This is a genomic window from Burkholderia pyrrocinia, from assembly GCF_001028665.1.
GTDB lineage: Bacteria > Pseudomonadota > Gammaproteobacteria > Burkholderiales > Burkholderiaceae > Burkholderia > Burkholderia pyrrocinia.
On sequence record NZ_CP011503.1, the window covers coordinates 700,581 to 716,187 of the forward strand.

At 66.6% G+C, this 15,607-nt stretch carries 15 protein-coding genes, 1 tRNA gene and 1 pseudogene; 6 read left to right on the forward strand and 11 right to left on the reverse strand.

The window, feature by feature from the left end; all coding sequences use genetic code 11:
• Positions 1-84 precede the first annotated feature (84 nt).
• The 7 genes from ABD05_RS03260 to recA form a co-directional block, all read right to left on the reverse strand.
• Entirely contained in the window at positions 85-681 is a 597-nt protein-coding gene (locus tag ABD05_RS03260; protein WP_047898934.1) for a pilin, read from the reverse strand.
• 97 nt (positions 682-778) lie between these two features.
• Positions 779-1,483, reverse strand: coding sequence for a TerC family protein (locus ABD05_RS03265; RefSeq protein WP_047898935.1), 705 nt, complete (start codon positions 1,481-1,483; stop codon positions 779-781).
• A 157-nt stretch (positions 1,484-1,640) separates the two neighbouring features.
• A complete protein-coding gene (gene sucD, locus ABD05_RS03270) occupies positions 1,641-2,522 on the reverse strand; it encodes a succinate--CoA ligase subunit alpha (RefSeq protein WP_034178933.1) in 882 nt (293 codons plus the stop codon).
• A 64-nt stretch (positions 2,523-2,586) separates the two neighbouring features.
• Positions 2,587-3,753: an ADP-forming succinate--CoA ligase subunit beta gene (gene sucC, locus ABD05_RS03275; RefSeq protein WP_047898936.1), complete on the reverse strand. Its 1,167-nt coding sequence runs from the start codon at positions 3,751-3,753 to the stop codon at positions 2,587-2,589.
• A 68-nt stretch (positions 3,754-3,821) separates the two neighbouring features.
• Positions 3,822-4,430, reverse strand: coding sequence for a DUF2889 domain-containing protein (locus ABD05_RS03280; RefSeq protein WP_047898937.1), 609 nt, complete (start codon positions 4,428-4,430; stop codon positions 3,822-3,824).
• 146 nt (positions 4,431-4,576) lie between these two features.
• The gene (gene recX, locus ABD05_RS03285; RefSeq protein WP_047898938.1) at positions 4,577-5,446 is read right to left on the reverse strand and encodes a recombination regulator RecX; all 870 of its coding nucleotides are present in this window, start codon (positions 5,444-5,446) and stop codon (positions 4,577-4,579) included.
• Complete coding sequence (gene recA / locus ABD05_RS03290; protein WP_047898939.1) at positions 5,446-6,516, reverse strand: recombinase RecA; 1,071 nt, start codon at positions 6,514-6,516, stop codon at positions 5,446-5,448. The genes recX and recA overlap by 1 nt, the downstream gene beginning before the upstream one ends.
• A gap of 190 nt (positions 6,517-6,706) precedes the next feature.
• Between recA and ABD05_RS03295 the strand changes: the two genes are divergently transcribed.
• The 4 genes from ABD05_RS03295 to ABD05_RS03310 all read left to right on the forward strand — a co-directional run bounded on the left by ABD05_RS03295 (position 6,707) and on the right by ABD05_RS03310 (position 11,118).
• Positions 6,707-7,435, forward strand: a complete 729-nt coding sequence (locus tag ABD05_RS03295; RefSeq protein ID WP_047898940.1) for a response regulator transcription factor — start codon at positions 6,707-6,709, stop codon at positions 7,433-7,435.
• Positions 7,436-7,452: 17 nt separating this feature from the next.
• Positions 7,453-9,006 (forward strand): sensor histidine kinase, encoded by a 1,554-nt coding sequence (locus tag ABD05_RS03300; protein WP_047898941.1) that lies wholly within the window; start codon positions 7,453-7,455, stop codon positions 9,004-9,006.
• 220 nt (positions 9,007-9,226) lie between these two features.
• Complete coding sequence (locus ABD05_RS03305; protein ID WP_047898942.1) at positions 9,227-10,885, forward strand: MFS transporter; 1,659 nt, start codon at positions 9,227-9,229, stop codon at positions 10,883-10,885.
• Between the two features lie 156 nt (positions 10,886-11,041).
• A tRNA-Met gene (locus tag ABD05_RS03310) sits at positions 11,042-11,118 on the forward strand.
• Between the two features lie 270 nt (positions 11,119-11,388).
• On the opposite strand, the gene ABD05_RS03315 is transcribed toward ABD05_RS03310, so the two are convergent.
• Positions 11,389-12,363, reverse strand: coding sequence for a LysR family transcriptional regulator (locus ABD05_RS03315; RefSeq protein WP_047898943.1), 975 nt, complete (start codon positions 12,361-12,363; stop codon positions 11,389-11,391).
• A gap of 187 nt (positions 12,364-12,550) precedes the next feature.
• Positions 12,551-13,522: a GlxA family transcriptional regulator gene (locus tag ABD05_RS03320; protein WP_047898944.1), complete on the reverse strand. Its 972-nt coding sequence runs from the start codon at positions 13,520-13,522 to the stop codon at positions 12,551-12,553.
• 117 nt (positions 13,523-13,639) lie between these two features.
• Here ABD05_RS03320 and ABD05_RS03325 point away from each other — a divergent pair, with 117 nt between their 5' ends.
• Positions 13,640-14,323 carry a DJ-1/PfpI family protein gene (locus ABD05_RS03325; protein WP_047898945.1) on the forward strand — a complete coding sequence of 228 codons (684 nt, stop codon included), beginning with the start codon at positions 13,640-13,642 and terminating at the stop codon, positions 14,321-14,323.
• A gap of 59 nt (positions 14,324-14,382) precedes the next feature.
• Entirely contained in the window at positions 14,383-14,694 is a 312-nt protein-coding gene (locus ABD05_RS03330) for a cupin domain-containing protein (RefSeq protein WP_047898946.1), read from the forward strand.
• Positions 14,695-14,698: 4 nt separating this feature from the next.
• On the opposite strand, the pseudogene ABD05_RS39615 reads toward ABD05_RS03330, so the two are convergent.
• Both ABD05_RS39615 and ABD05_RS03335 read right to left on the reverse strand, forming a co-directional pair.
• A pseudogene (locus ABD05_RS39615) lies at positions 14,699-14,818 on the reverse strand (porin); the annotation flags it as partial.
• A complete protein-coding gene (locus tag ABD05_RS03335) occupies positions 14,818-15,210 on the reverse strand; it encodes an MAPEG family protein (RefSeq protein WP_047901052.1) in 393 nt (130 codons plus the stop codon). The pseudogene ABD05_RS39615 and the gene ABD05_RS03335, both read right to left, overlap by 1 nt.
• Positions 15,211-15,607 lie beyond the last annotated feature (397 nt).

Here is a 15,607-nt window from a genome sequence, read left to right on the forward strand (position 1 = left end):
CCGTCGCGCGGCCACCCGGCGCCGCGCGACCGGCCCGGCCGGCCAAAGCCGCGGCCGGCGTGCCGCCCTCCTCCTCCGCCGGCGCTATGCGCGGCACTCCGCGGGTGCATATTTCGCGGGCAGCGTCGCGGCGGCGCCCGGCAGCGGCCCGGCCCCCGGCGCCGGCAGCGACGACGCATCCTTGCCGGCGGCGAAGCACTCCCATGCGATCGCGCCTGCTTGCATCGCGCCTTTTTTGAGCGCCACGCGCGCGGTGGGTGCGTCGGCCTTGTCGGGCGCGGATGGCACGAGCACCAGCGTATTCGTGCCGGCCGCGGCGACGCGGGTCGTGAACGCAACCGTGATCTGGCCGGTCTCGCCGTCGATGGCAACGGATTCGACGTTGCGGGTCGCGGCCGGCGGGCTGTAGCCGCCGTCGAGGCTCGCGCCGCTCGCCGCGTTGTCGGCAACCGCGAGCCGCGCGGACGACGCGAGCGCGAGCCCCTCGCCGACGCGCGAACGCGCGAGGTAATCCTGGTACGCGGGAATCGCATAGGCGGCGACGACGCCGACGATCGCCAGCACGATCATCAGCTCGATCAGCGTGAAGCCGGCTGGCCGCCAGCGCGGCGACGGCCGGTTCGCGCGCCGCAGATCGGCGGCCACGCGACGGAACAGGGAAACGGAAAAGGCTTCGAACATGGCAGGCTCCGGAAACGAAAAACGCCTGCCGATAAAGGCAGGCGTCTCGATCGTAGCCAGCGGGCCGCGATTCCGGCAGTCGGCCGGATGGCCAACCTCAGTGCGCGCCCGGTGCGCCGCGGCGCCGTCTGAGCGCGTAACCGGCCGCCACGACGAACAGTGCGCCGGCCATGCTCGCGCCGTAGATCGCGGGTGGCGTATCGAGCACCGGCCAGCGATCGCCGACCGGGTCGTTCACGATCAGCCCGCCCGCGATCCAGCCGAGCAGCGCGGCGCCGAGCGTGACGACGATGGGGAAGCGATCGAGCAGTTTCAGCACCAGCGTGCTGCCCCACACGATGATCGGCACGCTGACGACGAGCCCGAAGATCACGAGCGCCATCCGGTGCGACGGGTCGGCCTGCTCGGCCGCGCCGGCGATCGCGATCACGTTGTCGAGGCTCATCACCGCATCGGCGATCACGATGGTCTTCACGGCGTCCCACAGCCGGTCGGCCGGCTTGATGTGGTCGTGTGCATCGGCGGCCGGCGCCATCAGCTTGACGCCGATCCAAAGCAGCAGCAGCCCGCCGCCGATCTTCAGGAACGGCACGTCGAGCAGCGCGACCGCGAACGTGATCAGCGCGACGCGCAGCAGGATCGCCCCCGCGGTGCCCCAGACGACGCCGCGCAGCCGCTGGTTCGCCGGCAGGTTGCGGCAAGCGAGCGCGATCACGACCGCGTTGTCGCCGCCGAGCAGGATGTCGATGATGACGATCTGGAGGACGGCGCCCCAGTGCAGCGACGTCAGGAATTCGAGCATGGGGGTGATGTGCAGGATATGGCCACCCGGCGGGCGGCCCGGTTCATCGCCGGCACATGCGCGATGCATGCCCGGTGCTTACGAATTCATTGCGCGAGCATAACAAAAAACGCCGGCAAAGCCGGCGTTTTCTGCAGGACGAACCCAGGCGGAAATATTACAGCGCTGCCTTCAGCAGGCGGCCCATTTCCGACGGGTTGCGCGTGACGGTGATGCCGCACGCTTCCATGATTTCCAGCTTCGCTTCGGCCGTATCCGCACCGCCCGAGATCAGCGCGCCGGCGTGGCCCATGCGCTTGCCCGGAGGCGCCGTGACACCCGCGATGAAGCCGACGACCGGCTTCTTCATGTTGGCCTTGATCCACTCGGCCGCATTGGCTTCGTCCGGACCGCCGATTTCGCCGATCATCACGACCGCGTCCGTATCCGGATCGTCGTTGAACATCTTCATCACGTCGATGTGCTTCAGACCGTTGATCGGGTCGCCGCCGATACCGACTGCCGACGACTGGCCGAGGCCGAGTGCCGTCAGCTGTGCAACGGCTTCATACGTCAGCGTGCCCGAACGCGACACGACGCCGATGCGGCCCTTGCGGTGGATGTGACCCGGCATGATGCCGATCTTCAGCTCGTCCGGCGTGATCGTGCCCGGGCAGTTCGGCCCGAGCAGCAGCGTCTTGCGGCCTTCGCGGCGCATGCGGTCCTTCACTTCGATCATGTCGCGGACGGGGATGCCTTCCGTGATGCAGATCGCGAGATCCAGATCGGCTTCGACCGCTTCCCAGATCGCAGCGGCAGCGCCTGCCGGCGGAACGTAGATGACCGACACGGTCGCGCCGGTTTCTTCCTTCGCTTCCTTGACGCTTGCGTAGATCGGAATGCCTTCGAAATCTTCGCCGGCCTTCTTCGGGTTCACGCCCGCGACGAATGCTTCGCGGCCGTTTGCATATTCACGGCAGGCGCGCGTATGGAACTGACCGGTTTTGCCGGTGATGCCCTGCGTGATGACCTTCGTGTCCTTGTTGATCAGAATCGACATGTATTTTGACCTCTGTTCGATTGGCGTCGCGTATCTGCCGCGCCGCCATGCGTATTCGATAGCGTTACTTGCCTTCGGCAGCCGTGACGACCTTCTGCGCGGCTTCTTCCATGCTGTCCGCCGAGATGATCGGCAGGCCCGAGTCGGCCAGCATCTTCTTGCCGAGGTCCTCGTTCGTGCCCTTCATGCGCACGACGAGCGGCACCTTCAGGTTCACGGCCTTCGAACCGGCGATCACGCCTTCCGCGATCACGTCGCAGCGCATGATGCCGCCGAAGATGTTCACGAGGATCGCCTTCAGGTCCGGGTTCTTCAGCATCAGCTTGAACGCTTCCGTGACCTTCTCGGTCGTAGCGCCACCGCCGACGTCCAGGAAGTTCGCCGGCTCGCCGCCGAACAGCTTGATGGTGTCCATCGTCGCCATTGCCAGGCCTGCGCCGTTCACGAGACAGCCGATGTTGCCGTCGAGCGAGATGTACGCGAGGTCGAACTTCGACGCTTCGATTTCAGCCGGATCTTCTTCGTCCAGATCGCGGTACGCGACGATTTCCGGATGACGGAAGAGCGCGTTCGAGTCGAAGTTGAACTTCGCATCGAGTGCGATGACCTTGCCGTCGCCGGAGACGTTCAGCGGGTTGATTTCAGCCAGCGACGCGTCGGTTTCCCAGAATGCCTTGTACAGGCCTTGCAGGATGGCACGCGCTTGCGGAATCGAAGCAGCCGGCACGCCGATCTTCGCGGCGAGGTCGTCGGCCTGGGCGTCGAGCAGGCCGGTCGACGGCTCGACGATGACCTTGTGGATCAGTTCCGGGTGCTTTTCGGCAACTTCTTCGATGTCCATGCCGCCTTCGCTCGAACCCATCAGAACGATCTTTTGCGACACGCGATCAACGACGAGGCTGACATACAGTTCCTGCTTGATGTCGGCGCCTTCTTCGACCATCAGACGGTTGACCTTCTGGCCTTCCGGACCGGTCTGGTGCGTGACGAGCTGCATGCCGAGGATCTGGTTCGCGTATTCGCGAACCTGCTCGATCGACTTCGCCACCTTCACGCCGCCGCCCTTGCCACGGCCACCCGCGTGAATCTGAGCCTTCACGACCCACACCGGGCCGCCCAGCTCTTCTGCCACCTTGACGGCCTCGTCAACCGAGAACGCCGGCTTGCCGCGCGGTACCGCGACTCCGAATTTCCGCAGGATTTCCTTACCCTGGTACTCGTGAATCTTCATGCGTGATTCCCTTCAGTCTGAGAGTTGGATGAAAAGTCGCTTAAGACGCTTCTTCGAATGATTTCCGTTCATTCCTTCGTGCTGCCTTCACCGGGCACGTTCGGCCGCTCCGCGCCATACCAGCGCGGGTAGTACTGCCGCACGACCTCGCCGTCGAACCGCAGCGCACGGCAGCGGCCGAGCTGGAACGGCGGTTCGTCGTGTGCGCCGTCGTGATCCGGCCCTTCGCCGCCCTCCTCGCGCACGTTCCACACGTCACCGGCGAACGCCTGGATCGCTGCCGTCGGCAGCACGGCGCACAGTTCGGTGAGATGGGAGCAGCCTGCGACACCGGACAAAAGTCGGTTCGCATCGCGGCGGAAGTGGCGGAAGAGATTGAGCCCGATGAGGGCCCGATAGGCGGGAGGGGCGGATTGACACTGACCGGGATAGGGCACCCATTCCGAAGACGCTTCGGCGTCGACGACATTGAGTTCACGATCGATAGTCACGCGCAGCCAGAGTTCGTGGATCGGCAGGCCTTGGGGCCGGATGCCCGACGCAAGCGCGACATCGCGCGGCTTGTGGTCGGTCAGGCAGGCTTCGATGTCCCACAAGCCGTCGCCGCGCTCGTAAGCTTCCGCTCGGATTGCGCGTCGATGTCGCAACTGACGGGGCACGGGCTCGGATAGCGGCATGCTGGAGGTTGAGGCCGAAGAGGAAAACCCAAGGATTTTAGCATATTGGGTATTTGGGACAGTTTGACGCGACGGCGGGTATTCCCGCCTGTCCGGATGCGGTTGCGTTGCAGCAAAATCGCGCGCCACGCGCGCGATCGGAGCGATCAGTCGTCGATCGGAAAATCGTCGCCGACCTTCAGCAACTTCACGATGGTCGAGCTCGAGAAGCCGCGCGCGGCGAGAAAACGCGCCTGCTTCGCACGCTCGGCCGGTGTTTGCGGCAGTGCACCGAATTTCTTGCGCCAGACAGCCTGCGCGCGCGCCCATTCGGTCTCGCGCAACTGCGCGTTCACTTCCTCGACGAGGGTGTCGCCGACCGCATGGCGCTTCAGCTCGCTGACGATGCGTGCGACACCGACGCGCGACGCGCGACGATGCACGAGGCTCTCGGCGAAGCGCGCGTCGGACAGCCAGCCATCCTTCTCCAGCGCATCGAGCACCGGTTCGACGGACTCGTCTTCGCCGACATACGGCGCGAGCTTGCGCGCGAGTTCCGTGCGGCTGTATTCGCGCCTCGACAGATAGCCGAGCGCGCGGCCTTTCAACGAACGCGTCGGCTTCGACGACTTGCGCTCGCCGGCGCCCGGATCGTTTCCGGAAGCAGCGCTTGAAGCCCCACCCGACGCACGGCGCGTGCGGCGCGGATGCTGGCTGCTGCGCGTATAGACATCTTCCGTCGCAGGCGTTGACGTATCGGATGCGCGACCGCCCGGGAAGCTGACACCGGACACACGACGGCGGGACCGGTCGTGCGCGTCGAACGATTCATCGTCGTCGAACGGATCGTCCGGCGCGGCAATCTCAAACGAAACGAGGGCATCGTCGGATGCCCTCGTCGCGGTGCGGTTCGCGGCGTTGCTGCCGGCGACCCGCCGATCGGCGCCCGAGGATCCGGCTCGCCGTCCGGAGCGACCCGCCGTTTCGGGCGCGTCGCTCTCCTCCGGCTCGCCAGCCTGACCTCGGCGCCCGACCATCACTCTTCTTCGTCCACCGCCTCGGCTTCGTTGCCTGCACCATCGGGCATTGCGACGACGCCGAGCGATTCGCGGATGCGGTTCTCGATCTCGCGCGCGATTTCCGGATTCTCGCGCAGGAATTCACGCGCGTTGTCCTTGCCCTGGCCGATCTTCTCGCCGTTGTAGCTGTACCAGGCGCCCGCCTTGTCGACGATCTTCGCCTGCACGCCGAGATCGATGATCTCGCCCTGGCGCGAAATGCCCTCGCCATACAGGATGTCGAAGATCGCTTCGCGGAACGGCGGCGACACCTTGTTCTTGACGACCTTCACACGGGTTTCGTTGCCGATCACCTCGTCGTTCTTCTTGATCGAGCCGATCCGGCGGATGTCGAGACGCACCGACGCATAGAACTTCAGCGCGTTGCCGCCCGTCGTGGTTTCCGGGTTGCCGAACATCACGCCGATCTTCATACGAATCTGGTTGATGAAGATCACCAGGCAGTTCGTGCGCTTGATCGTGCCGGTCAGCTTGCGCAGCGCCTGCGACATCAGGCGGGCCTGCAGGCCCGGCAGCGAATCGCCCATCTCGCCTTCGATTTCGGCCTTCGGCACGAGCGCCGCGACCGAGTCGATGACGATCATGTCGACCGAGCCCGAGCGCACCAGCGCATCGGTGATTTCCAGCGCCTGCTCGCCGGTGTCCGGCTGCGAGATCAGCAGTTCCGGCACGTTCACGCCGAGCTTCGACGCGTACTGGACGTCGAGCGCGTGCTCGGCGTCGATGAACGCGGCCGTGCCGCCGATCTTCTGCAGTTCGGCAATGACCTGCAGCGTGAGCGTGGTTTTACCGGACGATTCCGGACCGTAGATCTCGACCACCCGGCCGCGCGGCAGGCCGCCGACGCCGAGCGCGATGTCGAGCCCCAGCGAACCCGTGGAGACGACCTGGATGTCCTCGGCCGCCTCGCCGTCGCCCATCCGCATGATCGACCCTTTGCCGAACTGCTTCTCGATCTGCGCGAGTGCGGCCGCCAGCGCCTTGCTCTTCTCGGCGGTCATCCCGGAGCCCTTCTTGCTTTCTTCCATGAATCGTCCTTTGCTATGATGAGCAGCGTCTGTTAAAGGCGCGCCCGCTTTCAAGCGCCGCCCACGAATGCAGACACTGTATAAAAAAACAGTATTTTATGCAAGCCCGCAATGCGGGCTGCGTTGTACACGAATAACTTCGGAGACAGCCGCGCCGGCGTGAACGCCCTGCCGGCCATCGGTCAGCAACATGCGAATTCTCATCGCCGAAGACGACAGCATACTCGCGGACGGCCTCACCCGGTCACTCCGCCAATCGGGCTATGCGGTCGACCACGTGAAGAGCGGCGTCGATGCCGATACCGCGCTGTCGATGCAGGCATTCGACCTGCTGATCCTCGATCTCGGGCTGCCGAAAATGTCCGGGCTCGACGTGCTCAAGCGCCTGCGCGCCCGCAATTCCAACCTCCCCGTGCTGATCCTGACCGCCGCCGACAGCGTCGACGAGCGCGTGAAGGGGCTCGACCTCGGCGCGGACGATTACATGGCCAAGCCGTTCGCGCTCAACGAGCTCGAGGCGCGCGTGCGCGCGCTGACCCGGCGCGGCGCGGGCGGCGGCCCGACCGTCGTGCGGCACGGCTCGCTCGCGTTCGACCAGGTCGGCCGCATCGCGTATGCGAACGAACGCGTGCTCGATCTCTCCGCGCGCGAGCTCGGCCTGCTCGAGGTGCTGCTGCAGCGGATCGGCCGGCTCGTGTCGAAGGAGCAGCTCGTCGATCACCTGTGCGAATGGGGCGAGGAAGTCAGCAACAACGCGATCGAAGTCTACGTGCACCGGCTGCGCAAGAAGATCGAACCGAGCGGCGTCCGGATCTCGACCGTGCGCGGCCTCGGCTATTGCCTGGAAAAGGTCGCGCCCGCCGCGCCGGCCGACACGACAGCGCCCCTGCCCGCGGTGGCCGGCACGCCGCTGCGCTGAAGCCGGGCGTCGCGGCGATGGCCACGCCGGCCCATTCCCGCCACCCGACCGGCGCGCCGTCGTCGGCCGCCGACGAGGCGCGCGACGCGCGCTACGAGAACCCGTTCGCGCCGCCCGACGAAGCCGATGCGGCCGAGGCCCCGCGCCCGCGCTCGCTGTTCGGCGAAATCCTCGACTGGATGCTCGCGCCGCTGCTGCTGCTGTGGCCGATGAGTATCGCCGTCACCTATCTCGTCGCGAAGACGATCGCGAACAGCCCGTTCGACCGCACGCTCGAAACCAACGCATACGTGCTCGCACGGCAGATCCACCCGGTGAACGGCGTCGCCGAACTGACGCTGCCGGAGCAGACGCGCGACTTCCTGCGCGCGGACAACGTCGACAGCGTTTACTTCCAGGTGCTCGGCACGCGCGGCGAGCTGGTCGCGGGCGAAGCCGACATGCCGCTGCCGCGCGACGAGGATCGCCCGCCGCCCGGCGTCGTCGTGTTTCGCGACGACCTGCTGCGCGGCAACGACGTGCGCGTCGCGTATACGACGGTCGCGCTGCCGCAAGCGAGCGGCGTGCAGCCCGTGCTCGTGCAGGTCGGCGAGACCCTCGACAAGCGCAACGCGCTCGCGAACGACATCATCAAGGGCGTGATCCTGCCGCAGTTCGTGATCCTGCCGCTCGCGATCCTGCTCGTCTGGTTCGGGCTGTCGCGCGGGCTCGCGCCGCTCAATGCGCTGCAGGCGCACATCCGCGCGCGGCGGCCCGACGACCTGTCGCCCGTCGAGGCGCAGCGCGCGCCGCCCGAGATCGAACCGCTCGTCACGTCGTTCAACGACCTGCTCGCGCGTCTCGAACAGAACATGGCGCTGCAAAAGCGCTTCATCGCCGATGCCGCGCACCAGATGAAGACGCCGCTCGCGGGCCTGCGCACGCAGGCCGAGTTCGCGCTGCGCCACCCGGTCCCGCCCGACGTGCAGCGCTCGCTCGAACAGATCGCGACGAGCTCCGAGCAGGCCGCGCGGCTCGTCACGCAACTGCTTGCGCTCGCGCGCGCCGAGAACCGCGCGAGCGGGCTCACGTTCGAGCCGGTCGAGATCGCCGCGCTCGCGCGGCGCGCGGTGCGCGACTGGGTGCAGGCCGCGCTCGCGAAGCGGATGGATCTCGGTTACGAAGGCCCGCCGGACGACGCGCCGCTCGACGTCGACGGCAACCCGGTGATGCTGCGCGAGATGCTCGGCAACCTGATCGACAACGCGATCCGCTACACGCCGGCGGGCGGCCGCATCACCGTGCGCGCGCATGCCGAGCCCGCGGCGCGGCTCGTGCATCTCGAAGTCGAGGACACGGGCCCCGGCATCCCGGCCGCCGAGCGCGAGCGCGTCGTCGAGCGTTTTTACCGGATCCTCGGCCGCGAAGGCGACGGCAGCGGCCTCGGGCTCGCGATCGTGCGCGAGATCGCCACGCAGCACGGCGGCACGCTGACGCTCGACGATCACGTCTACCAGCAGGCGCCCCGCCTCGCCGGCACGCTCGTGCGCGTCAGCCTGCCGCTGGCGGAAGCCGCCCCGGATTTACCCTGACACGCACCGCAGCAACGCGCCGCAATCGCGCCGAAACCGGCGATTTGCCGGACGTTCGCGCCACAATCGACGCGCGAAGCACCCGATTCGCCGCGGGTTAACACGCAGTCGTTTTATCCGTGCAAGTCAGTGCGCCGTAAGTTTCCGTGCCAATAATCGTCGACAGGCCCGCCCACCCAAGGCGGCCGCACATCTATATCAAGGGACTTGGAGACGATTCATGGCAACGTTAGGCGGGCAAATTTCGCACGCGCCGATGACGGGCGAAGAAAAGAAGGTGATCTTCGCGTCGTCGCTCGGGACCGTGTTCGAGTGGTACGACTTTTACCTGGCCGGCTCACTCGCGGCCTACATCAGCAAGAGCTTCTTCTCCGGCGTCAATCCGACCGCCGCATTCATCTTCACGCTGCTCGGCTTCGCGGCCGGCTTCGCGGTGCGGCCGTTCGGCGCGATCGTGTTCGGCCGGCTCGGAGACATGGTGGGACGCAAGCACACGTTCCTCGTGACGATCGTGATCATGGGCATCTCGACGTTCGTGGTCGGGTTCCTGCCCGGCTACGCGTCGATCGGCATCGCCGCACCCGTGATCTTCATCGCGATGCGGCTGTTGCAGGGCCTCGCGCTCGGCGGCGAGTACGGCGGTGCGGCGACCTACGTCGCCGAGCATGCGCCGGCGAACCGTCGCGGCTTCTACACCGCGTGGATCCAGACGACCGCGACGCTCGGGCTGTTCCTGTCGCTGCTCGTGATCCTCGGCGTGCGCACGTTCATCGGCGAGGAAGCGTTCGGCAGCTGGGGCTGGCGCGTGCCGTTCGTCGCATCGATCGCACTGCTCGCGGTGTCGGTGTGGATCCGGCTGCAGCTGAACGAATCGCCGGTGTTCCTGCGCATCAAGGCGGAAGGCAAGACGTCGAAGGCACCGCTGACCGAAGCGTTCGGCCAGTGGAAGAACCTGAAGATCGTGATCATCGCGCTCGTCGGCCTGACGGCCGGCCAGGCCGTCGTGTGGTACACGGGCCAGTTCTACGCGCTGTTCTTCCTCACGCAGACGCTGAAGGTCGACGGTGCAAGCGCGAACATCCTGATCGCGATCGCGCTCCTGATCGGCACGCCGTTCTTCCTGTTCTTCGGTTCGCTGTCGGACAAGATCGGCCGCAAGCCGATCATCCTCGCGGGCTGCCTGATCGCGGCGCTGACCTACTTCCCGCTGTTCAAGGCGCTCACGCACTACGCGAACCCGCAGCTCGAGATCGCCACGCAGAAGGCGCCGATCACCGTCGTCGCCGATCCGGCCACCTGCTCGTTCCAGTTCAACCCGGTCGGCACGTCGAAGTTCACCGATTCGTGCGACATCGCGAAGAGCGCGCTCGCGAAGGCCGGCCTGAACTACGAGAACGTCGCGGCACCGGCCGGCACGACCGCGCAGATCAAGGTGGGCGACACCGTGATCGACGCGTACGACGCCAAGGGGGCTGACGCAAAGGCGAAGGGGGCAGCGTTCGACAAGACGCTCGCGACCACGCTGAAGTCGGCGGGCTATCCGGCGAAGGCCGACCCCGCGCAGCTCAACTGGCCGATGACGATCGTGATCCTGACGATCCTCGTGATCTACGTGACGATGGTCTACGGGCCGATCGCCGCGATGCTGGTCGAGATGTTCCCGACGCGGATCCGCTATACGTCGATGTCGCTGCCGTATCACATCGGCAACGGCTGGTTCGGCGGCTTCCTGCCGGCAACCGCGTTCGCGATCGTTGCGGCGAAGGGCAACATCTATTCGGGGCTCTGGTATCCGATCATCATCGCGCTGGCCACGTTCGTGATCGGCCTGCTGTTCGTCAAGGAGACGAAGGACTCGAACATCTACGCGCAGGATTGATGTCGACGCGCGGGCTGGCGGCGGTAGCCGGGCGTGCCCCGGTGACCGGCATCCGGCTCCGCGACGAGGCCGGCACCGGCTGCCGGCAACTTTTTTCACGGAAGATGAAAAAAGCTGTTGACAGCCAGAAGCCTCATCGGCATAATTTATTTCTTCGGCGAATTAGCTCAGTCGGTTAGAGCGACGGAATCATAATCCGCAGGTCCGGGGTTCGAATCCCTGATTCGCCACCAAATGCAAAAAGGGCCCAGCGCAAGCTGGGCCCTTTTTCTTTGCGCCTCAAAGTACTTCTCTCCGCAAAACGCTCCCGGTCACGGTCGGCATCGTACGACGTCCCTCAGCGATTCTCATGAATCGAAGACCTGCGGCAAGTCAAAGACGGCGAAACCCTGGAAATGCCGGGCATGGAACTCACAGCGCTTCTGCCGTAAGGCAAACCCATCGACCGCGTTTGATGATTCCTATGAAACCGGCGCAGCCGACAACCAGGCCGCACCGCCCCATCACGCCGCCACCGACCCTCTCTCCAGCTTCGCCGCATGCGCAAGCACCTTCCCGCGCCAGTTCTCGCCGCCCTCCAGCGCCGGTGTCGACTCGAACACCTCCGCGATCCAGTCGGCGAACACGCGCACCTTCTGCGACAAATGGCGGTTGTGCGGATAGACGATCGAGATCGGCTTCGGCTTCGGATTGCAGTCGGGCAGCACCTCGACCAGCGACCCGTCGAGCAGGTTCGGCAGCACCATGAACAGCGTCGGCTGGATCATCCCGAACCCTTCGAGCCCGCACGTCACGTAGGCATCCGAATCGTTGACCGTGACTTCGCCGCTCATCCGTACCTCGACCGGCTTGCCGTCGATCATGAACACCCACGGAATCGCACGCGCGCCGTGGCTCGCACGAAAATTCACCGCATGATGGTCGGCGAGATCCGCAATCTCGTGCGGCTCGCCGTGACGCGCGACGTAATCGGGCGACGCGCAGGTCACGCGCTTCAGCATCCCGATGCGCCGCGCGACCATCGACGAATCCTCGAGCGGCCCGACCCGGATCATGCAGTCGATGCCCTCCTCGACCGGATCCACGTAGCGATCGGAAAGCCCCAGCTCGAGCGTGATGTCCGGATAGCGCTGCCGGAAAATCGACAGCGACGGCAGCACGATGCGCCGCCCGAGCGAGCTCGGCATGTGGACGCGCAGCACGCCGCTCGGCTTGCGGTTGCCGGTCTGGAAGCTCGCGTCGGCTTCCGCGATCTCCGCGATGATCTTCATGCAATGCTCGTAGTACGCGGCGCCTTCCGGCGTCAGCGACAGCCGGCGCGTCGTCCGGTGCATCAGGCGCACGCCGAGCAGCGCCTCGAGATTCTGGATGATGGTCGTGACCGACGCGCGCGGCATCGCGAGCGTGTCGGCCGCGCGCGTAAAGCTGTTCGCGTCGACCACACGGGTAAAAACTTCCATTGCCTGGATTCGGTCCATGCTGCCCCCCTTCGAATCGCCAACAGGACAGAATAGAGCGCGCGGCGGGCGCGGCACAAGCCCCCACCCATTGTTCTCCAACCCTGAATAGTCTCGGCATTTCGCGCTGGAAAATGATCGGTTTTCGTTCAGCTCCAGACGACAACCGCTCCGGCCCCGATCGCGCGCCGCGCGTTATCGCACGCCCCTACCGCACGAACCGCTCCCGATACGCCTGCGGCGACACGCCCAGCACACGCACGAAGCTGCGCCGCAACGTCTCCTCCGAACCGAATCCGCATCGCGCGGCGATCCGCTTGACGGGCCATGTCGTTTCGCCGAGCAGGCGCTGCGCGGCCTCGACGCGGATCTGCTCGACCGCGCGCGCGGGCGTGCGGCCGGTTCCCGCGCGATAGTGGCGCACGAAGCTGCGCTCGCTCATGCGCACGCGCTCGGCCAGCGCGGGCACCGACAGGTCGGCCGCCAGGTGCTCGGCCATCCACGCATGCAGTTCGCCGAACCGGTCGTCGGTGCGCTGCATCGACAGCATCGCGCTGAACTGCGCCTGTCCGCCCGGACGCTTCAGGAACACGACGAGTTCGCGCGCGGCGTCGAGCGCGGTCGCGCGCCCGAGATCCTCCTCGACCAGCGCGAGCGCAAGATCGATGCCTGCCGTCACGCCGGCCGACGTCCACAGCGCGCCTTCGCGGATGAAGATCGGATCGGCTTCGACGCGCACGTTCGGGTAGCGTGCCGCGAATTCGTCGCAGCGCGCCCAGTGCGTGACCGCGCGCCGTCCGTCGAGCAGGCCGGCCTCGGCGAGCAGGAACGCGCCGGTGCAGACCGACGCAACGCGCCGCGCGCGCGCCGCCTGCTGCCGCACCCAGCGCACCAGCCGGGCATCCTGCGATGCCGCGTGCACGCCCTTGCCGCCCGCAACGATCACCGTATCGGGACGGCGCGCGGCCGAGCGCAGCGACTCGGCCATCACGACGAGGCCCGACGACGTCTCGATGGGCCCGGCGTCGGCCGCGACGACGCGCGGCGCATAAGGCGCCGGCTGCCCGCGCTCCAGCGCGAGTTCGTTGACGGACGCGAACACCTGCAGCGGCCCCGACACGTCGAGCAATTGCGCGCGAGGGAATGCGAGGATCAGGATCGAGCGCGGGGCGGCAGGCATGGCGATTGGCTGAAAACGTGGGTGATATGGCAATTTCGCCAAACACTACGCGCCTAGAATCGATCTGTCCATCGTGTACCGGCAACGGCGCGTTCCTCTTCCACCCGGAGTCTTCGCATGACCCTGCATATCGGCCTTCTCGTGTTTCCCGGCGTCCAGCAACTCGATCTCACCGGCCCGCACGACGTGCTCGCGTTGCTGCCCGACGCGACCGTCCATCTGGTCTGGAAGTCGCGCGACACCGTCGCGTCGAGCAGCGGCCTTGCGCTCGCGCCGACCTGCACGTTCGACGACTGCCCGCCGCTCGACGTGATCTGCATTCCGGGCGGCATCGGGATCAACGAACTGCTGCTCGATGCCGAAACGACCGCGTTCGTGCAGCAGCGCGCGGCCACTGCCCGCTACGTGACGTCGGTCTGCACGGGCGCGTTGCTGCTCGGCGTGGCCGGCCTGCTGCGCGGGCGGCGCGCGACGACGCACTGGGCGTTCCACGCGCTGCTCGAACCGCTGGGTGCGGTGCCCGTGCACGAGCGCGTCGTGCGCGACGGCAACCTGATCACCGGTGGCGGCGTGACGGCCGGCATCGACTTCGCGCTGACGATCGCCGCGGAACTGGCCGGCAATGAAGAAGCGCAGGCGATCCAGCTTCAGCTCGAATACGCACCCGCGCCGCCGTTCGACGCCGGCTCGCCCGACACCGCACCGGCATCGGTCGTGAAGCTTGCCACCGAACGTTCGGCGGCCAGCTTCGCGAAGCGCAAGCAGGCGATCGAGCAGGCGCTGCGCGCGATGTCTCACTGAATGCGGGCGCGGGGAAATTGACTGGAAGACGACGCGCATTCGCGCCGGAGAACATATCGATGAACATCATCCGCAGCGCCGCATTCACCGCGGACCGCCCGTGGGGCGCGCTCGACATCGCGAACCTGAACGGCATCACGGTCCGGCTGCACTGGACCGACCAGCCGTATCGATGGCATGTGAACGACGGCGAGGAAGTGTTCGCGGTGCTCGACGGCCGCGTCGAGATGCGCTACCGCGTAGCAGGCATCGAGCACGCAACGGTGCTCGAAACCGGCGACGTCTTCCACGCGACGGTCGGCACCGAGCACGTCGCGCATCCGCTCGGCGAAGCGCGCATCCTCGTGATCGAGGCGGAAGGCAGCGTCTGACGGCGGTCGAGTCGGTGCCCGACGCGCGCTGGCAGACGGCGGTCAGATACACGTCCGTGCGCTTCGACAGGAAGTCATCGAGCCCTGCCGCGACCGCGTGAACCGTCGCGCCGTCGCGACGGTTCAGACGAACAGCGCAATGCACAGCGCGGCGCCGCACAGATACGTGCCGAGCGCACCGATGAAACGCACGGGATTCGGCCTGGCCATCGTCGGCCACGCAAGCAATCCGATCACGAGCAGGCAGCGGCATGCGGTCGCCGCGACGATCAGCGACAGGATCGCGCGCGACGGATCATGTGCGCCGAAATAGAGAAACAGCACCGCGAGAAACGGCGTGTATTCGGCCGTGTTGCCGTGCGCGCGCACGACCTTGTGCAACCCGTTCGTCGGATCTGGCGCACACCCGGATCCGGTGGTGCACCGAAAGCGCGTGACGGACACGACGAGCCCGAGCCCGAACAGCAGCAGCCCGAGGATGGCCGTACAAACGAGCGCGACGGGATGGATCGGCATGGCCCCCCCGGCGAAAGCGGAAATGCGCCGCAGATCCGGCGATCGTACCCGCGGCCGGCGCGCGCGGCTATCGCGGAAAACCGTAGCGTCGTCGCGCGCCACCCACGATTTCACGAACAGGATCCGGCCCGAATTGCCGCGATACCGCAGCGCACGAAACCGGTGCATCGACCGCCTGCCCGGCCGCCCGAGCCTGTCCGCCGACACCCTTGTCACGCGGACGCTTCGGCGCGGAACGCGCAAACGTTAGCCCGCGACGGCGCGCGCCGCCGCACCGCAACGCCGGTTGCCGCGCGTCACAGGCACGTGCGTTGCGTCGGCGCATCTCGGTAGTGAACCACCCTTGGCAGCCCGCGGTTGAGGACTACACTAATTCTTAATGGGGTGCGGCCGGAGC